Here is a 24393-nt window from a genome sequence, read left to right as displayed (position 1 = left end):
GCATGGAAAAATTCGTCCAGATCGAAGCCGTCGGCCAGACCTTCGACACCAAGAAAGGCAAGTTCGTCGCCCTGCGCGACGTGGATCTGTCCATCCGCCAGGGGGAGTTCATCGCCCTCATCGGCCACTCCGGCTGCGGCAAGTCCACGCTGCTCAACCTCATCGCCGGCCTCACCCGGCCTACGGATGGTGCTCTCATCTGCGACGGCCGGGAGATCGCCGGCCCCGGGCCGGAGCGGGGGGTGGTGTTCCAGAACCATTCCCTGCTGCCCTGGCTGACCTGCTTCGACAACGTCTACCTGGCGGTGGAGCGGGTTTTCGCTGCCAAGGAGGGCAAGGCCAAACTGAAGCAGCGCACCCACGACGCCCTGGCCCTGGTGGGCCTGACCCACGCCGAGACCAAGTTTCCCCACGAGATTTCCGGGGGCATGAAGCAGCGGGTGGGCATTGCCCGGGCCCTTTCCATGCAGCCCAAGGTGCTGCTCATGGATGAGCCCTTCGGCGCCCTGGATGCCCTGACCCGGGCCAAGCTGCAGGACGAACTGATGAAGATCTGCGAGGCCACCCAGGCCACCGTGGTCATGGTCACCCACGATGTGGATGAGGCCGTGCTGCTGTCGGACCGTATCGTCATGATGACCAACGGCCCGGCCGCCACCATCGGCGAAATCCTCAGCGTGGAACTGCCGCGGCCGCGCAACCGCCTGGCCCTGGCCAACGACCCGAAATACATCGCCGCCCGGGCGGCGGTGCTGGAGTTCCTCTACGAGAAGCAGGCCCACAAGGAAGTGCTGGCGGCCTGAGGCGTGGTCCCGGATCTCTGCCGCCGGGCGGCGATCCGGGGCTCACGGGCCGGATCGCCGCTGCCGGCGCAGGTGGGTGGAAGCGGCACAAGGACTGCCGCTGGATGCTGGGAAAAGGTGGGATTCGGTCGCCGGGGAGAGTAGAAGGCGCCGAATCCCGGCCGGCTTGGGGCCGGTCAATAGCGCCTCAGGCTCTGGGCGCCAAAGGGTGGCTGGTCTGGAAGTGCTGGTAGGTGCGGGATAGCTCGTTGGCCCGTTCCACTTCCCCGTGTTCCAGGGCGGTGGCGATGTTGTCCAGGAGCATGGAGTGCAGATCGCGCACCCCTTCTTCCGTATGTAGCAGGGTGTCGCACAGCTCGGCGGCGACGATGACGGGAATGTGCTCGTGTTGGGCGATGGCAGAAATTTCTTCCTGCTCCATGTCGCAGAAGTCGAGGCAGTCTTTTAAGGACAGCATGGGATTCTCCTCCTGTGTTGCTAAGACGGTCTGTCGGGCTCGGCCCCGGTGTTGCCGGTCGGGCGGCCAGGAAAGCATTTTGTTGTTGTAGGACCGTCCCCCCTTTGTGCGGGTGTAATGGGTGGGAGAACACCCTCATGTTAGTCCACTGGCGAAGATGTGCAAGGGGTCAGGGGCCCTGTATTCATGCGGCTCTGCAGCAATTCCGCCAGGGCCTGGCGCAGGCGCCCGGCACAGGCAGGGGCCGACCATTCCTGCACGTATTCCCGAGCTTCCCGGGCCAGCCGCTGGCGTTGTTCCGGGTTCTGCAGCAGGTTGGCCAGGGCCTCGGCGAACTCCGCCGGATCGTCGGGCGGCGAGACGGCGCCCCGCGCCGGCATGAGGATGTCCCGGGTGCCCATGATGGAGAGGGCCACCACCGGCACCCCCTCGGCCATGGCCTCCAGCAGTACCAGGCCCTGGGTCTCGGTGCGGGAGGCGAAGACGAAGGCGTCGGCCGCCGCATAGCAGGCCGGCAGCTCGTCCCGGCGGTGCAGGTAGCCGACGAAACGGACCTTGTCGCTGGTGCCCAGGGCCTCCGCCAGCCGCCGCAGACCCGCCAGGGCCGGGCCCTCGCCGGCCACCACCAGATGCAGTTCCGGCAGGCGCAGCAGGGCCAGGCGGTGGGCCTGAAGGAGGAAGTCGATGTTCTTTTCCCCCGCCACCCGGCCGACGAACAGGGCCACCGGCGTTTCTGGCGCCAGGCCGAGGCGCTGGCGGAAGGCGGCGCCGTCGCCCTGGCCGAACTGTTGCAGGGGAATGCCGGTGGGTACCACCCGCAGAGGCGTGGTGACGCCGTAGCTTTGCAGGCGCTCGGCCATGGCGGTGGAGGGCACGATGACCCCGTCCAGGGCATTGCACTGGCGCCGGGAAAAGCGCCGGGTCAGCCCCCGCAGCATGCCCTTGGGCAGGAAGGGGATGTAGTGGTGGAAATATTCCTCGAACAGGGTGTGGTAGGTCTCGACGCAGGGAACCCCCAGCCGCTTGGCCAGGGCGGTGCCGGCGTAGTGGGCGACGAAGGGGGTCTGGATGTGGATCAGGTCGATGTCCATGCCCCGAAGTTGTTCCTCGTGGGCCAGGATGGTGCGCAATTCCATGCGCCGGTCTTCCGGGTCCAGGGGCAGGCGATGGGAGGCGATGCGGATGATGCCGGGCTCGGCCTGGGTGCCCGGGTAGTCGGGCACCATGAGGGTGACCCGGTCCCCGGCGGCCTCGAATTCCCGGCGGAAAGTCTCGATGGAGGTGGAAACCCCGTTGATGCGCGGGAAATACACATCGGAAAGCATCAGTACGTGCATAGCGTCTTCCCAGGGAAAAATCCGACCATACGATGCGGGGGTTACGCTGCCGTTTCCGTTTTGTGGCAGGTTTTTTGCTGCATTTTTTTCCCAGCGCCTGTCTGCTTGCGCCGGATAATCCAGCTTGTCAGCAACCCGTCATATTGCGGCTTGATGATTATGATTCGTATAATGCCTTTCGCTCTGTGTGGTGGTATCCGACCGTGACCGTGGTTTCTTCCCTTGTCCAGCCTCCAGCGCTGTTGCCGGACCTGCCTGTCTTCTCCCATGAAGACGGGCTGGACCTGTTGCACCAGTCCCTGCCCCTGCAGGAGAAGCTGGAACGGATTCACGACCACCTGCGCCAGTCCCTGCCATTCATCGACCGTATCGCCGTCGCCTCCTACGAGCCCCTGACGGACAACCTGAAAACCTTCCTCCATTCCAGCGACGGGGAAGCGCCCCTTTCCTTCTACGAGAGCAAGCTGTCGGCCTCCTCCTCCCTGACGGAAATCGCCACCTCCCGGCGCCCCCGGGTCATCAACGACATGGATGTGCTGTCCCAGGATCTGGTGCGGGAGCATTCCCGGCGGGTGCGCAGCAGCGGCTACGGCGCCAGCTACACCATGCCGGTGGCCCATAACGGCGCTCTCTACGGCTTTCTCTTCTTCAATTCCCGGCAGAAGTGGGTGTTCGACGCCCAGGCCCTGCACCACCTGAATATGGTGGGGCACCAGCTGTCCCTGGTGGTGGTCAACGAACTGGCCTGCCTGCGCACCCTGATGGCCTCGGTGCGCACCGTGACCCAGATCGCCCAGATCCGGGATTTCGAGACGGGGGCGCACCTGGAGCGCATGGCCCACTACTCCCGCATCATTGCCCAGGAAGTGGCGCCCCGCTTCAAGCTGGACGATGCCTTCGTCGAGTACCTGTACCTTTTCGCACCTCTGCACGACATCGGCAAGGTGGCGGTGCCCGATTCCCTGCTGCTCAAGCCGGGCCGGCTGGAACCCGAGGAGTTTGTGCAGATCCAGCAGCACACGGTGAAGGGGCGGCAGATCGTCGATTCCATGCTGGAAAATTTCGGCATCCAGGGCATGCAGCGTTCGGAAATGCTGCGCAACATCGTTCTTCATCACCATGAGTCCCTGGACGGCAGCGGCTATCCCCATGGCCTGCGGGGCGACGACATCCCGGTGGAGGCCCGCATCGTCGCCGTGGCCGACGTCTTCGATGCCCTCACCAGCGAGCGCCCCTACAAGGAGGCCTGGAGCAACGACCAGGCCTTTTCCATGCTGGCCGAGATGGCCGGGCGCAAGTTCGACCACGACTGCGTCGATGCCCTGCTGCGCAACCGCAGCGAGATCGACCGCATCCAGGGCCAGTTCGCCGAGGACTTCCTCGGCTGAGGGGCCGCCCCCTAGTGGGTGGTGCGGGAGAAGAGCTGGATCACGGCGACGCCGGCGACGATCAGGCCCATCCCCAGCAAGGCAGGAGCGTCCAGACGCTGGTCGTACACCAGCCAGCCGATGAGGGAGACCAGGGCGATGCCCACGGCCGACCACACGGCATAGGCGACGCCCATGGGAATGACCCGGAGGGTCAGGGATAGAAAATAGAAGGCGAGGCCGTAGCCGGCCACCACCACCAGGGAGGGCAGGGGCCGGGTAAAGCCGGCGGCGGCTTTCAGGGCCGAGGTGGCGATGACTTCGGCGACGATGGCGGTGGCCAGGTGCAGCCAGTGCATGTCACAGACTCAGGCGTCCGCCGGCCAGGCTGCCGGCCATCTGCAGGCGGGTCACGGTGGGCAGCAGGTTGAGCCCGGTTTCCCGCTTCAGCGTTTCGGCCCGGGACCGCAGTTCGTCCAGACCGACGGCGACCGGATTGCCGGATGCGGCGAAGGCAATGGCGTTGCCGCTGTCGCAGGAGGGGAAGACCAGGGCGCGGCCGTCGAAGGCCTGGCGCAGGCGTTCGGCGCTGGCGGCAAAGCCCCGGTTGCGTCCCAGCAGGTTGATGCTGAGCAGGCCGTCGGCCGTCAGCCGTTCCCGGCAGTGCTGGTAGAAGGGGGCGGTATCCAGGCCGCCGGCCCGGGCGTCGGGGTCGAAGCCGTCCACCAGGATCAGGTCGTACTGTTCCTGGCCGGCGGCCATGAAGGCGGCGCCGTCATCGATGTGGATGGTCAGGCGTGCCGGGTCCTGGGGTAGCTTGAAGTGGAAACGGGCCACCAGCTCCACCTCGGGATTGATCTCCACCACGGTGATGCGGGTCTGGGGCAGGTGGCGGTAGATGTACTTGGTCAGGGAGCCGGCGCCCAGGCCGATCAGCAGGGCGTGGCGGGGCCAGGGCGTTTCCTGCCGCAGCAGCAGGCCGGCCATCATTTCCCGGGTGTAGGCCAGTTCCAGGTTCCACGGCCGGGCGATGCGCATGGCCCCCTGGACCCAGTCGGAACCGAAATGCAGATAGCGGACGCCGGCTTCTTCGCTGACGTCGATGTCATGACGCGGATGGCTCATGGGAGTGGTCGCTGGTCAAAGGGGCCACATCTTGGCCCGGATGGCCGCTTTTGGCTAGTCCCGGCGGGGAGCCGTTCCGCCTCAGTTGATCCGGGGCAGGCCGGTGCTTTGCACGGTGCGGGCCAGGGGCGGCGAGAGCTGGGAGAGGAAGTGGACCTGGATCAGGAGGCCTTCACCCGCCGTGCTGACGGCCAGCATGATGTCCCGGTAACGGGGGCCTTCGGGGCCGTTGAGAGGGTTCTCGTCGAAGACGCACAGGTCGATGCCGCTGCCCGGGGAAAAATCCTCCCGGTTCCTGGTCAGGGGGCCGAAGATGCGGGACTTGATGCCCATTTCCGCCAGCAGTGCCACCGCCCGGTTGGCCGCGGCGGCACTGCGCTCGCGGCAGAGCCGGTTGCGGTACTGCTGCCGCTTGTCGCCCGGGCCAAAGTCGCCGCCGGGCAAGGCTTCCTGAATCAATGGTGCCGGAGAGGTCATGGTGGTATCGCCTAGTTGAGCATGGCCATGGCCGAGAGGGTGAAAAAGGCTCCCCCCAGGGCCAGTAGGACCAGCCAGGTGCGGCGATAGCTCTTGTTCAGCAGCGCGTCGATTTCGGCAAAGTCGAACAGGTGCCCGTCCTTGCCGGTGGCGACCGTTTCATTCCCTTTTCTGCCTTGCCGGTGGCGGCTCCGGTGTTTGGCCATGACTCCCTCCCGTATCTGTGGCGGATGAATCCATAACTGGGTACTCGAACTGCCAGAAGTGTCGTTTTAAGGTGAGTTGCAGGGGCTGTCATTGCCTGCGCCCAGGCTGCTGCGGCCGTGCTCGAGGATGTGCAGGCGCATCTTCGGCGTCAGCTGCTCCAGCCACAGGACACGCACGCCCAGGGGGCCGGCCACGTCGCGTATGGTCTGGCCGACGGTGGAGGCCAGTTCCCCGTCCGCCGCCGCCGGCTCCACGATGCAAAGTTCGATGGGGGAGGGATAAGGCAGTTTTTTGCCGGGCTGGGTCAGTTTTCCGAAAACCCGGGCGGAAACGCCAATATCCTTGAGGGCGTCCAGGGTCTGGTTGGCTGCCACCCGGCAACGCGCGTGGTGGATGCGGTCCCGGTAGGCCAGCACCTGGTCGATCTTGATCACCAGGGGGGAACCCTGGTCGTCCAGCCCCGTCAGTCTTGCGCTTGTGACTGGCATCGGCCGGCTCCTAGCGGAGAACAAAAAGCAGGGACATCAGTCCAAAAGAGGCGAGAAAGCCCGCGATCATGTACCAGGTGTGGCGGATGCACTGCCGCACCATGAGCTCCACCGCCTCCGGGTCCAGAGGGGGATGGGGGAACTGCTGCGGCTTTGTCGCGGAGGGCGGACTGCTGTTCTGCCTGGCGTTCATCGCGGGGACCTCAACTGTCGAAATGTTCTTTTGATCCTGATCTGCGTTCGGTGGTGGCTGGTGGCCTGTTGCTATAATCGATTGCGAATATTCATCTGCCGCTTCCGGTCATCTTTTTCCGTGTTATATGCCGAAGAAATTGGGGAAGCAGTGCCCTGTCTCCCATCGCTGGAAACTGTCGCAACAGTGTGATTCAGGGGAAAAGCCCGTGTTTCTTCGGGATTACCTAAGGTTTACCCGGGTTGTTGGGCGGGGGAAAAAGGCGATACATTGAACTGCCTGCGGAGGCGCAGCGCCGGAGGCCGGCAAACTAGGCTGGCCGGCCTTCCTGTCTGTGCTCCCTTGAACAGTCTGGGAATCGGTGTTGCCGATTCTTGCTGTCTTGCTCTCCCGGTGCCCAGGTAACCCTTGTGCGAAAAGTCGGCATGGGCCGATTTTCCTGATAACAAAGGATAACTATGACCACGATAGTATTTAATGCCAAATATGGAATGTTGTCAATGCCATATTTGGATGCATACGGGTTGGCGCCCGGGGCCTTCATTAATTGTTAACAATCTGATTTATAAAAAGATAATAATGGCTCCTGGAATATTGCTTGGGCAAAGGTTGAAGGAAGTGAGGGCAGTCTTGGGCCTGAAACAGGTCGAGATATGTTCCATATCTGGTATTCCTTTGAGCACCTACCGCAAATACGAGATCGAACTGGCTCTGCCCGGCGCCGAAGCCATCGCCGGCCTGATCCGCGCCGGGATCAATGCCAACTGGCTGCTTACGGGCCAGGGCTCGATGCATCTGAACGACCAGTCTGTGCCGCCCGAATCCCTGCGCCTGGCCCGGGCCATACAGTCCGTGGAGGAGCGGCTGGCGGTCCTGGGGGCCACCATCCCGCTGCAGAAGCGGGTGCATCTGATCCTGCTGGTCTACGACCTGCTGGGGGAGGATGGGGAATTGAAGCCGGAGCGGGTCAACAGCCTGGTCGAGCTGGCCGTGTGAGAGGACAGCCGGCAGGCTGGGCTGCCGACAGGGGCCGGCTGGGGGCCGGCCCGGGGCGCTGTCAGGTGATCTTCACCACGATGTCGTGCAGGGTGTTGGCGCAGTTGGCCATGCGATCGGCAGCGTTGGAGAGGTGACGGTAGATTTCCCGCCGCTTGAACATGGTGATGTAGTCGTTGCCCTGGAAGAGGGCGGCGATGGCGCGGCGGTAGGACTTCTCCGCCTTGCGCTCGGCCTTGCGCGCCATGTCCGCATCGAGGGCGGCGGCGCCGGGCTGGGTGGCCAGCTTGGTGAAGCCGGCGACCAGGGCATCCACCCCTTCCTTCAGGTGCAGGGCCATTTCCAGGTCGAACTTGTCCGGCGTCACTTCCAGCACGCTCATTTCACTGACCGTGGTCTTGCAGTAGTTCACCACCTCGTCCATGTCCAGGATCGCCCGGTAGATGTCCTCCCGGTCGATGGGGGTGGAAAAGGCCTCGTTCAGGGTGTGCAGGTTGCGGATCTTCAGCCGGTCCGCCTCGTGCTCGTCCTGGCGGATCTGCTGGCCGATGGCCGCATCGCCGGTCTCCATGTATTCCACCAGCAGGTTGGCCGTGTGGTTCACCTGGATTGCCTGTTCTGCCAGCAGGCGGAAGAAATCCGGCACCTTGGGAAAGACCCGGTCGAAGAGGCGGCGGAAGATGGGCTTCTGGCGGTCGTCGTCGTTGCTGTCCATGGTGGTTCTCCTTAAGCCGGCCCGAGGAACAGGCGCAGCACGGCGTAGATCAGGATGGCGGCCAGCGCGGCGCCGGGAATGGTGATGACCCAGGTGGTGGCGATTTCCTTGGCCTTGCTCCAGCGCACCGCCCGGGGCCGCTCCGAGGCGCCGATGCCCATGATGGAGGTGGCCACCACGTGGGTGGTGGAGACCGGGGCGCCGGCCAGGGAGGCGGCGAAGATGACGGCGGCCGAGGTCAGCTGGGAATTGAGGGCGTGCAGGGGGCGCACCCGGTAGATGGCGAAGCCCAGGGTGCGCACGATGCGCCAGCCACCGGAAAGGATGCCCAGGGTGATGGCCGAGGCGCAGGCCAGGATGACCCAGAAGGGCACCGTGAAAGTGGGGATGAAGCCGCCCAGGAGAAGCACCAGGGTGAGGATGCCCATGCTCTTCTGGGCGTCGTTGGCGCCGTGGGAGAAGGCCAGGCCGGCGGCGGTGAGGAACTGGGCGCCTTTCAGGCCCCGGTTGGCGGCAGGCTTGGCCGCCAGCAGCAGGGCGTGCATCAGGCGCTGCACGGCGTAGCCGCACCAGAAGCCGATCAGCGGGGAGAGCAGCAGGGCCAGCAGGACCTTCATCACGCCGCTGACATGGCCGTTGTGGAACAGTTCGCGAAAGCCCCACACCACCTGGTCGGCGCCGGCGGACACCACCACCACGCCCACCAGCCCGCCCACCAGGGCGTGGGAGGATGAGGAGGGAATGCCGCGCCACCAGGTCAGCAGGTTCCAGACGATGGCGCCGAGCAGGCCGCACAGCAGGATGGTCAGGGCGCTGGCCGGATCGATGCCGTCGAGGCGGACGAAGGAGCCGATGGTGTTGGCCACCGCGGTGCCGCCCAGGAGTGGGCCGAGGAATTCGAAGATGCCGACGATGATCACCGCCTGGGCCGGGGTCATGGCCCGGGAGGCGATGACGGTGGCGACGATGTTGGCGGCGTCGTGGAAGCCGTTGGTGTAGTCGAAGCAGAGCACCACCACGACGGTGGCGACGGCGAGCCAGAAGAGGAGGTCCACGTTGTTGTTCTCATTGTGTCGGTGGTATGACGGACATTACCCCAGGATGGCCGTCCTGCAAATCCCCCGACCCGGTGCTGCGCCGCACCAGAAGCCGATCTTCAGCGCACGATGGAGAAGCCGACGCGGACCTGGGTCTCCCGTTCCCGGTTGTAGTCCAGCAGGCTCTCGCCGTAGCCGGAGAAGAGCTGGAAGTGGAGGAAGCCGCCGGCCCGGGCGAAGATGCTTTCCCGCAGCGGGTAGGAGAGGTCCAGCTGGGCGTTGCCCTTGCCCGCCGTGCCGCGCCGCACCTGGGCCGCCAGCATCCAGCCGTCGTCCTTGCCGTAGCGGGCGATCCAGTCGGCGTGGCCGCGGTAGCGGGCGATGTCCGGGTTGTCTTCCTTGTCCAGGTAGCCGTAGAACTTGGGCGAGAAACTGAGGCTGGTGCCGCCGTTGAAATCCCAGCGCCAGGTGGGCTGGGCGAAAAGCATGTCGATGGAGCGGGAACTGCTGCCGTCCTTGCCGTTGGATTCGTGCTCGTAGCCGGCCCGCAGGCGGGCGGGGCGCAGGCCCGAGTTGCCTTCCCCCAGGCTCCACTGCCAGAACAGGCTGGGGCGGTAGCTGGTGTCGCGGAAGGGCTTGGATTCCTCCGCCAGGTCCCAGATGGAAGTCTGGGTGTAGCCGAAGTGCAGGTTGCGCAGCCAGGGCAGGGCCTGGCCGATGGCGCCGTCCGGCTCCACCAGGCGGTACTTGAAGCTCAGCTGGAAGCGGGCATTGACGCCGCCGCGGCTGCCCAGGACCAGGTACATGGGCTCGTTGGCGGAGATCACCGGCTCGTCCGGATAGTCGTTGGCGGCGACGCCTTCAGGCTGGGTTTCCGCCGCCGGTGCCGGTGCGCCGGGGGCCGGCGCCGCCGCCAGCAGGGCCAGGCGGTTGGAGTCCCGGTCCGCCAGTTCGACACGCACCAGGCCGGCGATGTCCTCCGGCAGCTGGGCCTGGTAGGGCCGCCGGGCACCGTCGGGCGAGACGGCGCCGGCCGGCCGCAGGGGCAGGTTGAGGATGCGTTCGCCAACCACCAGGCGCAGGCTCATGGCGCCGGGCCAGCCTGCAGCCGCTGCCGGCTTGGCGATCTCCAGGCGCAACTGGCGGCCGGCGGTGGCGTTTTCGTCGTCGCTGGCGATGAGCCAGGCGGGCGCCGCCTGGAGCGGGCCGGCGCCCGCCAGGGCGGCCAGCAGGAACAGGCGGGGAGCGGCGCTCATCTTCTTGGGGCGGCGGGAAGTCATGGCCGGATGATGGCAGAGGATGGCCGTCGGGCAAAGCCCCGACTGCCGTAAAAGCAGGTAATCAGGCCGGCGGCAGGTGCTTGTGCATCAGCACGGCGCTGCTCGGGCAGGTACTGCGAAACTGGGCGTGGGCGGCGATGCCGGCGGGGGCCTGGCTGCGGGGTGCCACGCTGTAGCCGCGGGCGGCGAACCAGTCCCGGGCCGTGGTGGTGAGGAGATAGACATCGGTGATGCCGGCCTGGGCCGCCTCGGCCTCCAGGCGGCCTACCAGGGCCTTCGCCAGCCCAGTGCCCCGGGCCTCCGGGCGGACGGCCAGGGAGCGCAGCAGGGCTGCCTGCTGCCGGTATTCCATGGCGCCGCAGGCCAGCAGCTTCTGGCCCCGGCGATAGAGGCGGAAGGCCGGCATGAGGTCCGGGCCGAGATCGTCCGCGGCCAGGCCGCAGGCCTGCAGCAGGGCTCGCACCGACTCCAGGTCGGGCTCGCCGCCGCGGCGGAAATCAGCTGCGGCGCTCATACCAGTCCTTGCTGCCGTTGGCGATGCGCACCACCAGCAGCATCACCGGCACTTCGATGAGCACGCCCACCACCGTGGCCAGGGCGGCGCCGGAGGCAAAGCCGAAGAGGCTGATGGCCGCCGCCACCGCCAGTTCGAAAAAGTTGGAGGCGCCGATGAGGGCCGAGGGACAGGCGATGTTGTGCTTTTCTCCCAGGGCCCGGTTGAGGCCGTAGGCCAGGGCGGCGTTGAACAGCACCTGGATCAGGATGGGCACGGCGAGCAGGGCGATGACCAGGGGCTGGGCCAGGATGGCCTCGCCCTGGAAGGCGAAGAGCAGCACCAGGGTGGCCAGCAGGGCGGCCATGGACCAGGGGCCGATGCGCGCCATGGCCGCGTCGAAGGCCGCCGGGCCCCGGGCCAGCAGGGAGCGGCGCCAGGCCTGGGCCAGCAGCACCGGGATGACGATGTAGAGCACGACCGAGGTGATGAGGGTGGCCCAGGGGACGGTGATGGCGGATAGTCCGAGGAGAAAGGCCACCAGGGGGGCGAAGGCCAGCACCATGATGCTGTCGTTCACCGCCACCTGGGACAGGGTGAACAAGGGGTCGCCGTTGGTCAGGCGGCTCCAGACGAAGACCATGGCGGTGCAGGGGGCCGCCGCCAGGAGGATGAGGCCGGCGATGTAGCTGTCGATCTGTTCGGCCGGCAGCAGGGGGGCGAACAGCTGGCGGATGAACAGCCAGCCGAGAAAGGCCATGGAGAATGGCTTGACCAGCCAGTTCACCAGCAGGGTGACGCCGATGCCCCGCACGTGCTGGCGCACTTCGCCGAGGGCGGAGAAATCCACCTTGACCAGCATGGGGATGATCATGACCCAGATCAGCAGGCCCACCGGCAGGTTCACCCGGGCCACCTCCAGCCGGCCGACGGCCTGGAAGAACTGGGGCAGGGCCTGGCCGAGGAGAATGCCGGCGACGATGCACAGGCCCACCCACAGGGTCAGGTAGCGTTCGAAGAGGTTCATGGCTGGCCGGGGGGCCGGGCAGGGCTGGTTCATGGCGGGGCTTTCGTTGATGGGGCGGGGCTGGCGGTCAGGGCGGCAGGCCGGTCAGGGGAGGAGCTGGCCGATGCGTTGCAGTTCGGCCTTGAAGCGTTCCGGATCGGTCGCCAGTTGCTGCAGGGGCAGGGTGAAAAAGGCTTCGATGCGGTGGCGCAGGATGCGATAGGCCGCAGCGAAGGCGGCCTCGATTTCCGCCTCGCTGCCGCTGGCATGGGCCGGATCCTCCACCCCCCAGTGACAGCGCAGCGCCGGCCCCAGGTAGGCCGGGCAGGTCTCGCCGGCGGCACTGGCGCAGACGGTGATGACCAGGTCCGGCACCTCGGGCAGCTGCTCCCAGGACTTGCTGTGGCAGGCGGCGGTTGGGATGCCTTCCCGGGCCAGCAGGGCCAGGGAGCGGGGATGGACCTGGCCGGTGGGTTGGCTGCCGGCGCTCATGGCCCGCCAGCCGGCCGGGGCCAGATGGTTGAAGGTGGCCTCCGCCAGGATGGAGCGACAGGAATTGCCGGTGCAAAGGAAAAGGACGTTCATGGCTCAGGCTTGCTCCTGGTCGTTGGGCGGTTGCCCCTGCAGGGCCGGCAGCAGGGCGGGAGAGCAGCCGGCCGCCTGGCCCAGGGCGGCGCACTGTTCCGGATGGCCGCCGCAGCACTCGGCGGTGAGGTAGGCGATCAGTTCCAGCATCAGGGGCAGGTTGGCCCGGTAGCGCTGGAAGCGCCCTTCCTGGGTGACGCTGACCAGCCCGGCCTGGGCCAGGCCTTTGAGATGGAAGGACAGGTTGTTGGGCGGCAGCCCCAGGGTGGCGGCAATTTCCCCCGCCACCATGCCGGCGGTGCCCTGCTTCACCAGCAGGCGGAAGGCCTTCAGGCGGATGCCGGAGGCCAGGGATTCGAAAACGGTGGTGGCGATGTCCTGGTTCATGCTGCAATTGTACAAGAACTATTGAAATGTATGTGTGACGGTGGCGATGAAGGCGGGGACGGCGGCAGGGGCCGACGGTGAATGGCCCGGGCAGGCGGGCGGCGCAGGAGGAAAGATGGCCGGCAACTGGCTCGGCAGCCGGCCCCGCAAGCGGGGCGAGCAATGGGCCGGCAAGTGATCTGCTAGTTGGGCTCAGGCCGGGATGGACTGCAGGGGCAGGCGGATTTCCACCTGAAGTCCGCCGTCGGGGCGGTTGCTGGCCCGGATGCTGCCGCCGTGGGCCTGGATGGCGCGGCGGGCGATGGCCAGGCCCAGGCCGTAGCCCCGCTGCTGCTCCCGGTCGGCGCCGCGGAAGAAGGGGACGAAAATGGCGTCCAGTTCCGCTTCGGGCACGCCCGGGCCGGCATCGGCGACGCGGACCCGGAGGCTGTCCCCGTCCCGTTCGGCCTCCACCGTGACCCGGGTGCCGGGGGCGGTGTATTTGATGCCGTTGCGGATGACGTTTTCCAGGGCCCGGCCGAGCAGTTCCGGGCGGCCGCGGATGAAGGCCGGGGCCTCGCCGCAGCGGTCCTGGAAGTCCACGTGGCGGCCCTGGGCTTCGGCCTCGAAGGCGGCGTCGCCCACGATGCTGTGCAGCAGGGCCGGCAGGTCGATCTCGTCTTCCAGGGGACCGGAGGTGCCCGAGTCGAGGCGGGCCAGGGTCAGCAGTTCATCCACCATCTCGTCCAGGCGCTGGGTTTCCCGCTCGATGCGCTCCAGGGCGCCGGCGATGCGGCTGGGTTCCTGGTGCACCAGGCCCACCGCCGCCTGCAGGCGGGCCAGGGGGGAGCGCAGCTCGTGGGAGACGTCGTGGAAGAGGCGGCGCTGGGTGGCCATCAGGGCTTCCAGCTGCTGAGCCATGGCGTCGAATTCCTGACCCAGTTCGCCGATCTCGTCCTTGCGCTTGGCGAACTCCTGTCCCAGGCGGGTTTCCAGGCGGCCGGCGGCGACGGCGCGGAAACCCTGGCGCAGGCGGCGGATGGGGCCGACGATGGTCCACGCCAGGAGGGCGCTGAAGGCCAGGCTGGCCACCAGGCCGGTGGCGATGAGCAGCCAGGGCAGGGGGGGCTTGGGACCCATGTTCCGGTGGGGCGGCGGCGGGCCGCCGGGTTCCCCCAGCAGGTGCGCTTCCGGCGGGCCGCCGCCGGGGCCGAAAAGGTCCTCCGGGCGGAAGGGGCCGCCGGGCATGAAGAGGAGAATGGGGGAACTCATGGAGCGCTGCGCCAGGCGCCAGGGACCGGGCTGTCCGTCACGGATGCCCTGGCGGGCCTTATTCAGCGCGCCTTCCGGGACAGGCCGGCCGAGGAGGTCCGTCCCCTGGGCGTCTACGGCATAGATGGGCTCCGGATGGCTTTGCTGCCAGTCCCGCAGCAGCTGCTTGAGGGACTCCTCCCCGTCGTGCTGCAGCAGGCTGGCGGCGACGCCGAGCATGAAGGTCGGCGGCTGGCCGGGCCGGCTGCCCTGCTGCTGCTCGAATTCGGCGGAACGGTGCAGCCAGATGAGACCGCCGACGATGATGTTGGCGGTGAGCAGGGTCAGCCAGAAGGTGACGAAGAACTTCCAGAAGAGGCGGCTCAAACCCTACTCCCGGGTGAGCTGGTAGCCGATGCCGCGCACCGTCTGGATCCAGGTGCGGCCGTCTTCCCGCAGGCCCAGCTTGTGGCGGATGCTGCTCATGTGCACATCGATGCTGCGGTCGAAGCGGCTCAAGGGCCGGCCCATGGCCTGCTCCGAGAGGTCCGGCTTGCTTACGGCCTTGCCGGCGTTGCGGGCCAGGACCTGGAGCAGGTTGAATTCGGTGCTGGTCAGGGTCAGGGGCGCCTCGCCCCACTGGGCGGCGCGGCGGGCGGGCCACAGGGTCAGGGGGCCGACCCGGATCTGGGCGGGAATGTCGTCCGCGCTCTCCCTGGTCTGGAAGCGGCGCAGTACCGCCCGGATGCGGGCCACCAGTTCCCGCGGCGTGCACGGCTTCTGCACGTAGTCGTCGGCGCCCATCTCCAGGCCGATGATGCGGTCGATGTCGTCGCCCTTGGCGGTCAGCATGATCACCGGCATGTCGCTGGCGGCGCGGATGCGGGAGAGGGCGTCCATGCCGCTGGCCTTGGGCATCATCACATCCAGCACCGCCAGGGCGTAATCGCCGGAAAGGGCGGCGGCGGCCCCCGCTTCGCCGTCGTGGGCCAGGGTGACGGAAAAGTCCTCCCGCTCCAGATATTCCCGGAGCATGTTGGCCAGTTCGGTGTCGTCGTCTACCAGTAGCAGCTTGGTCATGCTTGTCTCGAATTAACAGGGGATTACGGACGCCATGATAGCCGCCGCAAGTGCCTCTCCGGCCTTGCGGTTACAAGTTTTACCAGCCTTTACAGTGGGCGAACCGCCCTTTACCGCCGCCGGTACGACCATGGCTCCATGTCGAGACCGCCACCTCCGTCACGGAGCAGCCAGCTTCCCGACCTTCCCACCGTTTTCCCCTGAGGAGTCCGATCATGAATCTGCGATCCACCGTTGTCTCGGCCCTGCTGGCGCTCAGCCTGGCCGCTTCCTTCTCCGCCCGCGCCGACGGCCCCATGGCCGTACCGGGCCATTGCCCCATGCTGCCGCCCGAGGGCGAACACCGCTACGGCGATGGCCTGGGCCCGGGGGGCTTTCCCGGCGCCGATTTCGGCCCGGCCATGCTCTTCCCCCGGGAGATCCAGCTGAGCGAGGCCCAGAAGGACAAGCTGTTCGACCTCTTCCTCAACCAGGCCCGGGTCATGCGCGACAAGGGCAAGGCTTTGCAGAAGGCCGACGCGGACCTGCGCGCCGCCGCCGGGGGCGACGAAGGCCGCCTGCGTAGCCTGGTGGATGCCCGGGCCAAGGCCTGGGCGGAAGTGACCCTGCTGCGCCTGCGCGGCGAACGCCAGGCCCTGGAGGTGCTGACGCCGGAACAGCGGCGCCAGGTCGAGGAACTGCGGCAGAAGCGGGAGCGGCAATGGGAATCCGGTCGGGGCGGCGAGCCTGTCTCTCCGCGCGACGGTCGTCCCGAATCCCGGCCCGAACCCCGCCGGAGCTGACATGGCCTTGCGCAATCCTCCCTTCGTGCCGCGCCGGCGCTTCCTCTCCCTTGGTGGCGGTGCCCTGCTGCTGAGCATGCTCGCCGCCTGCGGCAATTCCCGGCCCCGGCCCGACGACAGCGCGGAACGGCGCCTGGCCGAGCGGGGTTATCGCCCGGAACGGCATTTCGGCAGCGAAAGCCTGCGCCAGACCTGGTTCCTGGAGGAGGACAGCGTCGATGTGGCCCTGCTCATGCCCAGGGAAAGCGGCCCCTTTCCCCTGCTGCTCTACATGCCGGGCCTGGGGGAGAGTGCCGATGCCGGCCTGGCCTGGCGCCAGCAGTGGGCGGAGGCGGGCTATGGCGTGCTCTCCCTGCAGGGTGAAGAGCAGGGGCCGGCGGCCCTGCGCAGCGAACGGGCGCGCAATGCGGATTTCCAGAACCTGGCCCGGGAAGCCTTTGCCCAGCCTGCCCTGCAACGCCGGGCGCGCCTGGTGACGCGGGTGCTGGCCGAAGTCCGCCGGCGCCAGGGCGCCGGCCAGGGGCCCTGGACCCGCCTCGATGCGGGCAGCCCGGTGCTGGCCGGTTACGACCTGGGCGCCCAGACGGCCCTGGCTTTGGCCGGGGAACGGGGGCGCAACGGCACCGCCCTGGTGCCACCCCTGGAGCGGGTGGCGGCGGTGCTGGCCCTGAGCCCCCATGTGGACGGCCTGGCCGGCGGCTTCGCCCAGCGCTACGGGGCGGTAGCTGCGCCGGTGCTGCTGGTGACCGGCTCCGACGACAGCGACAGCTATGGCCTGGTGACCAATCCGGCGGCACGGCAGGCTCCCTTCCGCTATTTGCCGGAAGGCCGGGCCACCCTGCTGCTGCTCTACGGCGCCAACCACCGCCTCTTTGCCGGTGGTGCGGATGACGCTGGGGCAACGGCCGGCAAGGGGGCTCCCGATGGCGCATCCGGCGGTGCCGGTGGTGGCATGGGCGGCGGACGGGGTGGCGGCATGGGTGGCCCCGGAGGCGGCATGGGGGGCGGCATGGGCGGTCCCGGTGGCGGTATGGGTGGCGGTCCTTCCGGCGGCATGGGTGGGCCGGGGGGCGGCATGGATGGTGGAGATCGCGGCGGTCCGGGCATGGGCGGCGGCAACGACGGCAAACGCCAGCGCCTCTACGTTCAGCACGTCAGCACCGCCTGGCTGGACGAGCAGGTGCGGCAGGACCCCATCGCCCGGGAATGGCTGGAACGCAATGCTCCCGCCTGGCTCGACGAAGCCGCCCGGCTGCAACGGCGGTGAGCGGCAATATTCTCCAGCCATTCGGCAAGTATTGCCGTTTATGTACGATAGTCTGGTTTTGTCGATTGTTAAGTTTTGTTAAGCATTTCAATTTATTGATTTATAAAGAATCGTTGTTTTTGTTAGTCGTATCTGAGTGGCTAGGTAGAAGCCTTTTCCGGCGCTTCAATCTTTCAAATACTCAAGGTTTTTCGACGCTCGGATTTCTCTTGACCATTCTTAACCATAATTTACCTTTTTAGGCCTAAATTCAGGCCTTTTCAGGCCGAATCCTTGCGTAGGAACTGTAGCGACGGAACTCCCGGTGGCAGTTGTTCTTTGCCCATGGCGGCGAGACCGTCCATTGCATGAATCCGCTTGAGTCATTCCCTGAAAGGAACTGTCATGTCCAGCATTTCCAGCGTAGGCAGCAGCGCGGCGCAATACGCCGGCATCAGCAGCCATCGGCGTCCCGATCCGTCGAAGATGGTCGAGGATATTTTTTCCAAACTCGATACCAAGGGGCAGGGTTACCTGGAGAAGAGCGATCTGGAGTCCGCCCTCAGCGGTCTCGGTTCCGACTCTTCGGCCAGCGTGGACGACGTCTTCAGCACCCTGGACGGGGACGGGGACGGCAAGGTCACCAAGGACGAGATGTCCTCCACCCTGCAGAAACTGGCCGACGAACTGGACAGCCAGTTCAACGCCAGTCGCATGAGTGCCGCCCAGGGCGGCGGCATGCGCCCGCCGCCGCCTCCGCCTGCAGAAGGCGAAGAAGACGAGGGCTACACCCAGGACGAACTGAGCGCCATCGCCAGTGCCACCGACGACAGCAACCTGTCGGAACTGATGAACAGCCTGGCCGCCAACTTCGATGCTGCCGATGCCAACGGCGACGGCAAGGTGACCCAGCAGGAAGCCATGGCCTACCAGGAGTCCGCCGATGCCGCCGGTTCCGGTAGCGCCACGGCTGCGGCCAACGGCATGCCGCCCCTGCCTCCCGGTGGTCGCGGTGGCGACGAAGGCCTGACCCTGGATCAGGTGAAATCCATGGCCAGTGACACCTCCGACAGCAAGCTGTCGGAACTGCTCAACACCATCTCCAGCAACTTCGATGCGGCCGATGCCAATGGCGACGGCAAGGTGACCCAGCAGGAAGCGATGGCCTACCAGGAGTCCAGCCAGACCTCCAGCGACAGCTTCTCCTCCAGCGATTCCGGCAGCACTTCGGCCTCCAACGAGGCCGCCGTGCTGAAGCGGATCATGGACCTGGTGCAGTCCTACGGCAGCGGCAGTGGCAGCAATTTCTCCCAGCTGCTGAGTTCCATTTCCACCTCTGCCTGAGCAGTCAGCCGTTCCCTTTGCCGGGGGCGTCCCGAGTCAGGGACGCCCCTTTTCACTTTTGGGGAGCCGGTGCTTTTGCGGTTATGCTCTTGCGCCCATGCGCCCCCTGCTGCCCCTGATCCTGCTTCTTCTGCTGCTGGCGAGCCCCGGCGGGGCCGTTGCCGGGGGCGTGCTGCAGTTGCCGGTCGAGGCCCGGTCCCTGGCCCTGGGCGAGGGCTATCTGGAGATGCTGGAGGATCCCTCTTCCACGCTGGACATCGCCGCGGTCAGCAAGGACGGAGCGGCCCGCTTCCGCCCCCTGCCGGGCAATCTGGCTGCCGGTTATGGCGGCAGCGCCATCTGGTTGCGCTTCACCCTGGAGCGGTCGGCGGAGGCCCGGGGCGACTGGTTGCTCGAGGTGTTGCCGCCCTATCTGGACGACTTGCGACTGTTCGAGCCCGACGGGGCCGGCGGCTTCCGCCAGCGCCAGGCCGGCGATCGGCAACCTTTCGCCGCCCGGGAGGTGGCTTACCGGGGCTTCGTCTTCAACCTGCAGGTGCCGCCGGGGCGCAGCACCTACTATGTGCGCCTCTCTTCCACCAGCACCCTGGCCGCCATCCTCTCCCTGTGGCCGGCCGATGGCTACACGGCAGAGGTGCAACGCGAATACCTGCTGTTCGGCGTCGGCAACGGCCTGATCCTGGCCGCGGGAATTTTCAGCCTCTGTGCCTGGCTTTACATCCGCGAACCCCTGCATCTGAACTTCGCCCTGCTGGCCTTCCTGCAACTGACCGTGATTTTCACCATGCAGGGGTTCGCCGCCCAGTACCTGATGCCACACCATCCGGCCTGGGCGGACAGCCTCATCGGCATCCTGGTGGGGCTGGGGACGGCCCAGACCTATCGCTTCTTCGACCTGCTGCTGCAGCTGCGCCGTCACTTCCCCCGCATCAGCGCCTTTTTCCGGATGTGCATTGTCATTGCCCTGCTCACCGCCCTCAGCGTACCCCTGGGCTGGTACCCGGTGATGGCGCCGCTCCTGATGCTGACCGGACTGATCAGCAACGCCCTGGCCTACTGGCCCTGCCGCCAGCGCTGGCGCCAGGGGGGGCTGGGCAACTGGATCGAGGTCATTGCCCTGGGGCTCTACATCGGCGTCAGTTCGGTACATCTGGTCGGCATCCTGGGGCTGGGGCCCGTTTCCCTGGCGCTGATCAACGGCCATTCCCTGGTCACCCTGGTCTATCTGCTGCTGCTCGAGTTCGGGGTGCTGCTGCGCATCAGCGATGCCAACCGGCGCCATCTGCAGGCCGAGGCCGAAGCCCAGCGGGAGCGCCTGCAACGGGAAGAACAGGGCCGCTTCCTCGGCATGATCGCCCACGAACTGCGGACGCCCATTTCCATCGTTTCCGCCTCCCTGCAATCCCTGGAGATGCTCGACAGCCATCCGGAGGAACCCCGCCAGCGCCGCTACAACCGCATCCAGCGCGCCGTGCAGCGCATGGATGGACTGCTGCAGGCCTGCCTGGCGGAGGAGCGGATGATGAGCGGGCGCTGGCTGGCCCAGGTGGAACGCCTGGACCTGCTGCAGTTGAGCCGCAATCTGCTGGATGACTTCAGCGAGGACGTGCGGGAGCGGGTGACGATTCAGGCGCCGCTTGCTGCGCCGTGCATCCACGGTGACAAGGTCATGCTGCGGGTGGTCCTGCGCAACCTGCTGGAAAATGCCCTGAAGTACGGTGCCGGGGAGCAGCCGGTACGTATCGACATAACGCCGGCGAAAGAAGGGGAGGGCGACGGCTGGAACTGGCGCATCAGCGACGGCGGCCCCGGCGTGCCCCCGGGGCTGGCGGAAAAGATCTTTGAAAAATACTATCGGGTCGGCGAGTCCTCCGGCACGCCCGGCCTGGGGCTGGGGCTGTACCTGTCCCGCCGCATCGTCATGCAGCACGGCGGCCGGCTGTACCTGGACACCGCCCGCAATCCCGGCGCCAGCTTCGTCTGCTGGTTGCCCCTGACCATTCCCGACCACCTGGAAAGCGAAGACTCATGAAGCATATCGTCGTCGTCGAAGACAATGAGGACCTCCTGGATGAAGTGCTGTTCCACCTCGGGCGCCAGGCCGCCTACCAGGTGAGCGGCGCCCGGGACGGGCGGGAACTGGATGCCTGCCTGGCAGCGCATCCCGCCGACGTGGTCGTGCTGGATCTGGGATTGCCCGGGGAGGATGGCCTGACCATCGCCCGGCGCCTGCGGGACCAGCCGGGGCTGGGCATCGTCATGCTCACCGCCCGGGGCGGGCTGGAGGACCGGGTGACCGGTCTGGAGACCGGTGCCGACGCCTATCTGGTGAAACCGGTGGACATGCGGGAACTGGTGGCCGTGGTGGATAGCGTGCTGCGCCGCCTGCCGCCCCGGGAGGAGGTGCCGGAGGAGGGGTGGGTCTTCTATCCGGCCCGCTGGCAGGTGCGCAGCCCCGGCGGCACCCTGCAGACCCTGACGGCGGCGGAAAACCGGGTGCTGCAGGTGCTGGCCGAGGCGGCGGGGCAGACGGTGCCGCGGCACCAGCTGGCGTCGGTACAGGGCAAGCCGGCCCTGGACTTCGACTACCGCCGCCTCGAATCCACCATCAGCCGCCTGCGCCGCAAGCTCGATGCCGGCGACGGCGAGTCGCCGGTGCGGGCAGCCCGGGGTCAGGGCTATGCCTTCATCGACAAAATCCGTATCGAACCCTGAGAGCGGTTTTGTCTTCTCGCCCGGTCGTGCAACGGCAGGGCCTTCATCCGTGAAATATTCCGCACTGCCTGAAAAAGAATGGCCCGGCTGACAGCCTTCGCCAGCATAAAACAGGCTAGGTCAGCCTTATTCGCCAGCGTTTTTTTACCATTCTTCAAAGCACCCGTTCCGGCGGGAGATGTAACCTTTGGAGAATTATTAGATGGCGAAAAAGCCCTTCCGGATTGCCCCTTCCGTTCTTGCCCCCATGGCCCTGGCGGCCCTTTTCTCCGGTTGCTCGACCCTGCCCGAGGTTTTCGACCGGAGTGAGCAACAACAGCTGGCCCAGGCCGACCGGGCCGCATCCCAGATCGGGGTGGAGCCCCTCACCCAGCCCCTGACCCTGGCTGAAGCCGTGGCCCGGGGCCTCAAGTACAACCTGGACCACCGCAGCCGCCTGATGGAGCAGGCCGTGGCCATGGGCCAGGCCGATCTCAGCCGCTTTGACATGCTGCCCAAGCTGGTGGCTTCCGCCGGCTATTCCGAGCGGGACAACGACAGCATCTCCCGCGCCAAGGATTCGGTCACCGGTCTGCCTTCCCTGGCCAATCCGTACATCTCCTCCGACCGGGCCCACACCACCACGGACCTGGGCCTGACCTGGAACATCCTGGATTTCGGCGTCAGCTACTTCAACGCCAAGCAGAACGGCGACCGGGTGCTGATTGCCGCCGAGCGCCGGCGCAAGGCCATGCACAACCTGATCCAGGACGTGCGCAGCGCCTACTGGCGCGCCGCCTGCGCCCAGAAGCTGGAAGGCGAGTTGCGCCAGACCATCGCCATGGCCGAGGCCGCCCTGGGCGACTCCCGCCAGGCCGAGGCCGAGAAGCTGCGCAACCCCATGGATGCCCTGCGCTACCAGCGCACGGTCCTGGAAAACCTGCGCATCCTGGAAAGCATCCAGCAGGAGCTTTCCGCCGCCCGCATCGAACTGGCCGCCCTCATCAACCTGCCGCCCGGTTCCGTCTTCCGCCTGGCCGAGCCGGCCGCCGACGAACTGACGCCCCGTTTCCAGGCTCTGCCCGTCGAGGTCATGGAAGAGGCCGCGGTGAGCAACAACGCCGACCTGCGGGAGCATTTCTACAACGTGCGCATCGCCGTGGCCGAAACCCGCAAGTCCCTGCTGCGGCTCTTCCCCGGCCTCAGCTTCACCTACGCCCGGAAGCACGACAACAACTCCTATCTGATCAACCAGAGCTGGCAGGAAACCGGCATGCAGCTGAGCTGGAACCTGTTCAATGTGCTGTCCGCGCCGACGGCCATCAACCTTTCCGAGGCCTCGGAAAAGCTGGCCGAGCACAAGCGCATGGCGGTGCAGATGGCCGTCCTGGCCCAGGTGCACCTGGCCCGTCAGCAGTACGAGAATGCCTACCGCCTGTTCGAGCGTTCCGACGCCATCTGGGGCGTGGACAAGCGCATCTTCGAGCACAGCGCCAACCGGGAGGCGGTGCAGGCCCAGAGCAAGCTGGAGCGCATCTCCAACAACACAGCCGCCATCGTCAGCCTGCTGCGCCGCTACCAGGCCCTGTCCCAGGTCTATGCCGCCAACGGCAAGCTGCAGGCCACCCTGGGCCTGGAACCCCGGGTGGACGACCTCAACGCCATCAGTCTCGGCGAACTGGTGCCGGTGGTGGCCAAGACCATGGGCAACTGGAACGAGAGCCTGCTGCAACAGCAGGCGGCTGCCCCCGCCCTGGCCGTGGCAGCCATCAAGGCCGAGGCCGCCGTTGCGCCGGTATCCGCTGCGCCCGCGCCGCTTGCGGTCGAGCCGGTTGCCGCTACCGTCGCTGCCCCGGCCCAGACGGCCGAGCCGTCGGCCGCCATTGAGGCGGCTTCTGCCGAGGCGCCCCGCCGCTTCTTCCTCGGCAGCTTCGTCCTGCCCAGCCGGGGTCCCTCCCTCAACTGGAAGAGCGAGGCCGCGGCCGCCGTGGCCTGGGCCGACAAGGCCGACGAGGCCGAAGCGATCGCCAACGGCCGCCTGATCCTGGGCGTACCCAGCGACGGCAAGCGGGAAGCCCAGGTCGAATGGTCCATTACCGACGTGAGCGGCCGCCCCCTGGGACGGGCCAGCTACAGCGGCCAGGTTTCCAAGCCGGCGACCAACGAAGAATGGCGCCAGTTGAAACAGGGAGCCCTGGCCGCCCTGGCCCGGGCCCAGTACGTCCAATGAGGCGGCCTCTCCGGACCACCCTGGCCCTGAGCGCCGTCCTGGCGGCCTGGGGCGCCTGCCTGCCCGCTCTGGCCCAGCCCGCGGCCAACGGTGCGGCAACGGCCCCGACCGCGCCTGGGGCCGGCCGTGGTGGCGCCCTGGAGCGCCAGGAAATCCGCGCCCAACTGTCGCCCCGGCGCTACACCACCCTGGGGGCCGAACTGGGAGCCAAGATCAACCGCATCGCGGTGAAGGAGGGCGAGCACTTCAAGGCCGGCCAGCTCCTGGTCAGTTTCGACTGCTCCCTGCAGTCGGCCCAGCTGCAGCGCGCCCGGGCCGCCCTGGCGGCGGCGGAGCGCACCCATGGCGCCAACCGCCGGCTGGCCGAACTCAATTCGGTCGGCAGGCTGGAACTGGATACCTCCGAAGCCGAAGCTGCCAAGGCCCGGGCCGACGTCAATCTGATGCAGGCGACCCTGGCCAAATGCAGCCTCAGCGCGCCCTTTGCCGGCCGCGTCGCCGAGCAGCGGGTGCGGGAGCAGCAGTTCGTCCAGCCCGGCCAGGCCCTGCTCGACATCCTGGACGACAGCGCCCTGGAACTGGAATTCATCATCCCCTCCAAGTGGCTGGCCTGGCTCAAGGCCGGCACGGCCTTCAAGGTCCGCATCGACGAGACCGCCCGGGAGTATCCGGCCCGCATCACCCGCATCGGCGCCCGGGTGGACCCGGTCAGCCAGTCGGTGAAGGCCGCCGCCGTCATCGACGGCAGCTTTGCCGAGCTGATCGCCGGCATGAGCGGCAAGGTGCTCCTCGTGGCCCCCGCAGCCCCCTGATTGTTGCCCCATTTTTCTGACG

General features: G+C 67.0%; 26 protein-coding genes. 10 read left to right on the top strand and 16 right to left on the bottom strand.

The window, feature by feature from the left end; translation table 11 throughout:
- The first annotated feature begins 2 nt into the window (after positions 1-2).
- Positions 3-803, top strand: a complete 801-nt coding sequence (locus tag AC1RTA_RS08695; RefSeq protein WP_492784515.1) for an ABC transporter ATP-binding protein — start codon at positions 3-5, stop codon at positions 801-803.
- A 187-nt stretch (positions 804-990) separates the two neighbouring features.
- Here the strand turns inward: AC1RTA_RS08695 and AC1RTA_RS08690 are convergent, their stop codons facing one another.
- Both AC1RTA_RS08690 and AC1RTA_RS08685 read right to left on the bottom strand, forming a co-directional pair.
- Entirely contained in the window at positions 991-1260 is a 270-nt protein-coding gene (locus AC1RTA_RS08690; RefSeq protein WP_014236908.1) for a hypothetical protein, read from the bottom strand.
- A 140-nt stretch (positions 1261-1400) separates the two neighbouring features.
- The gene (locus AC1RTA_RS08685) at positions 1401-2597 is read right to left on the bottom strand and encodes a glycosyltransferase (protein ID WP_492784514.1); all 1197 of its coding nucleotides are present in this window, start codon (positions 2595-2597) and stop codon (positions 1401-1403) included.
- A 242-nt stretch (positions 2598-2839) separates the two neighbouring features.
- Here AC1RTA_RS08685 and AC1RTA_RS08680 point away from each other — a divergent pair, with 242 nt between their 5' ends.
- A complete protein-coding gene (locus tag AC1RTA_RS08680) occupies positions 2840-3985 on the top strand; it encodes an HD domain-containing phosphohydrolase (protein ID WP_232058825.1) in 1146 nt (381 codons plus the stop codon).
- 11 nt (positions 3986-3996) lie between these two features.
- On the opposite strand, the gene AC1RTA_RS08675 is transcribed toward AC1RTA_RS08680, so the two are convergent.
- The 5 genes from AC1RTA_RS08675 to AC1RTA_RS08655 all read right to left on the bottom strand — a co-directional run bounded on the left by AC1RTA_RS08675 (position 3997) and on the right by AC1RTA_RS08655 (position 6261).
- Positions 3997-4323 carry a DMT family transporter gene (locus tag AC1RTA_RS08675; RefSeq protein WP_492784513.1) on the bottom strand — a complete coding sequence of 109 codons (327 nt, stop codon included), beginning with the start codon at positions 4321-4323 and terminating at the stop codon, positions 3997-3999.
- Between the two features lies 1 nt (position 4324).
- A complete protein-coding gene (locus tag AC1RTA_RS08670) occupies positions 4325-5089 on the bottom strand; it encodes a fused MFS/spermidine synthase (protein WP_492784512.1) in 765 nt (254 codons plus the stop codon).
- Between the two features lie 81 nt (positions 5090-5170).
- Entirely contained in the window at positions 5171-5566 is a 396-nt protein-coding gene (locus tag AC1RTA_RS08665; protein ID WP_014236913.1) for a hypothetical protein, read from the bottom strand.
- Positions 5567-5577: 11 nt separating this feature from the next.
- Positions 5578-5772: a hypothetical protein gene (locus AC1RTA_RS08660; protein ID WP_130458072.1), complete on the bottom strand. Its 195-nt coding sequence runs from the start codon at positions 5770-5772 to the stop codon at positions 5578-5580.
- Positions 5773-5838: 66 nt separating this feature from the next.
- Complete coding sequence (locus AC1RTA_RS08655) at positions 5839-6261, bottom strand: hypothetical protein (protein WP_130458073.1); 423 nt, start codon at positions 6259-6261, stop codon at positions 5839-5841.
- 868 nt (positions 6262-7129) lie between these two features.
- On the opposite strand from AC1RTA_RS08655, the gene AC1RTA_RS08650 reads away from it, so the two are divergent.
- Positions 7130-7450, top strand: a complete 321-nt coding sequence (locus tag AC1RTA_RS08650; RefSeq protein ID WP_043798011.1) for a hypothetical protein — start codon at positions 7130-7132, stop codon at positions 7448-7450.
- A gap of 61 nt (positions 7451-7511) precedes the next feature.
- Here the strand turns inward: AC1RTA_RS08650 and AC1RTA_RS08645 are convergent, their stop codons facing one another.
- The 9 genes from AC1RTA_RS08645 to AC1RTA_RS08605 all read right to left on the bottom strand — a co-directional run bounded on the left by AC1RTA_RS08645 (position 7512) and on the right by AC1RTA_RS08605 (position 15263).
- Complete coding sequence (locus AC1RTA_RS08645; protein WP_492784511.1) at positions 7512-8165, bottom strand: DUF47 domain-containing protein; 654 nt, start codon at positions 8163-8165, stop codon at positions 7512-7514.
- Positions 8166-8176: 11 nt separating this feature from the next.
- A complete protein-coding gene (locus AC1RTA_RS08640) occupies positions 8177-9220 on the bottom strand; it encodes an inorganic phosphate transporter (RefSeq protein ID WP_492784510.1) in 1044 nt (347 codons plus the stop codon).
- 101 nt (positions 9221-9321) lie between these two features.
- Positions 9322-10482 carry a phospholipase A gene (locus tag AC1RTA_RS08635; protein ID WP_492784509.1) on the bottom strand — a complete coding sequence of 387 codons (1161 nt, stop codon included), beginning with the start codon at positions 10480-10482 and terminating at the stop codon, positions 9322-9324.
- Between the two features lie 61 nt (positions 10483-10543).
- Positions 10544-10996: an arsenic resistance N-acetyltransferase ArsN2 gene (arsN2, locus tag AC1RTA_RS08630; protein ID WP_492784508.1), complete on the bottom strand. Its 453-nt coding sequence runs from the start codon at positions 10994-10996 to the stop codon at positions 10544-10546.
- Positions 10980-12035 carry an ACR3 family arsenite efflux transporter gene (arsB, locus tag AC1RTA_RS08625; protein WP_014236922.1) on the bottom strand — a complete coding sequence of 352 codons (1056 nt, stop codon included), beginning with the start codon at positions 12033-12035 and terminating at the stop codon, positions 10980-10982. Before arsB ends, arsN2 begins: the two co-directional genes overlap by 17 nt.
- A gap of 51 nt (positions 12036-12086) precedes the next feature.
- Entirely contained in the window at positions 12087-12566 is a 480-nt protein-coding gene (locus tag AC1RTA_RS08620) for an arsenate reductase ArsC (RefSeq protein WP_492784507.1), read from the bottom strand.
- A 3-nt stretch (positions 12567-12569) separates the two neighbouring features.
- Complete coding sequence (locus tag AC1RTA_RS08615; protein WP_492784506.1) at positions 12570-12953, bottom strand: ArsR/SmtB family transcription factor; 384 nt, start codon at positions 12951-12953, stop codon at positions 12570-12572.
- A gap of 192 nt (positions 12954-13145) precedes the next feature.
- The gene (locus tag AC1RTA_RS08610; protein ID WP_492784505.1) at positions 13146-14570 is read right to left on the bottom strand and encodes an ATP-binding protein; all 1425 of its coding nucleotides are present in this window, start codon (positions 14568-14570) and stop codon (positions 13146-13148) included.
- Positions 14571-14573: 3 nt separating this feature from the next.
- Entirely contained in the window at positions 14574-15263 is a 690-nt protein-coding gene (locus AC1RTA_RS08605) for a response regulator transcription factor (RefSeq protein ID WP_014236926.1), read from the bottom strand.
- 215 nt (positions 15264-15478) lie between these two features.
- Between AC1RTA_RS08605 and AC1RTA_RS08600 the strand changes: the two genes are divergently transcribed.
- From AC1RTA_RS08600 to AC1RTA_RS08570, 7 genes are all read left to right on the top strand, one after another.
- Positions 15479-16045 (top strand): Spy/CpxP family protein refolding chaperone, encoded by a 567-nt coding sequence (locus AC1RTA_RS08600; protein ID WP_492784504.1) that lies wholly within the window; start codon positions 15479-15481, stop codon positions 16043-16045.
- Between the two features lies 1 nt (position 16046).
- Complete coding sequence (locus AC1RTA_RS08595) at positions 16047-17312, top strand: alpha/beta hydrolase family protein (RefSeq protein WP_492784503.1); 1266 nt, start codon at positions 16047-16049, stop codon at positions 17310-17312.
- A gap of 384 nt (positions 17313-17696) precedes the next feature.
- Positions 17697-18635, top strand: coding sequence for an EF-hand domain-containing protein (locus tag AC1RTA_RS08590; protein WP_492784502.1), 939 nt, complete (start codon positions 17697-17699; stop codon positions 18633-18635).
- A 97-nt stretch (positions 18636-18732) separates the two neighbouring features.
- A complete protein-coding gene (locus AC1RTA_RS08585) occupies positions 18733-20667 on the top strand; it encodes a sensor histidine kinase (protein ID WP_492784501.1) in 1935 nt (644 codons plus the stop codon).
- A complete protein-coding gene (locus AC1RTA_RS08580) occupies positions 20664-21350 on the top strand; it encodes a response regulator transcription factor (protein ID WP_492784500.1) in 687 nt (228 codons plus the stop codon). The genes AC1RTA_RS08585 and AC1RTA_RS08580 overlap by 4 nt, the downstream gene beginning before the upstream one ends.
- 202 nt (positions 21351-21552) lie before the next feature.
- Positions 21553-23559: a TolC family protein gene (locus tag AC1RTA_RS08575; protein WP_492784499.1), complete on the top strand. Its 2007-nt coding sequence runs from the start codon at positions 21553-21555 to the stop codon at positions 23557-23559.
- A complete protein-coding gene (locus tag AC1RTA_RS08570; protein WP_492784498.1) occupies positions 23556-24371 on the top strand; it encodes an efflux RND transporter periplasmic adaptor subunit in 816 nt (271 codons plus the stop codon). Before AC1RTA_RS08575 ends, AC1RTA_RS08570 begins: the two co-directional genes overlap by 4 nt.
- Positions 24372-24393 lie beyond the last annotated feature (22 nt).

This window comes from Azospira sp. MPR-E4 (assembly GCF_058809645.1).
The sequence above is the reverse complement of the archived record's forward strand: the minus strand, read 5'-3'. Positions and strand labels throughout refer to the sequence as shown.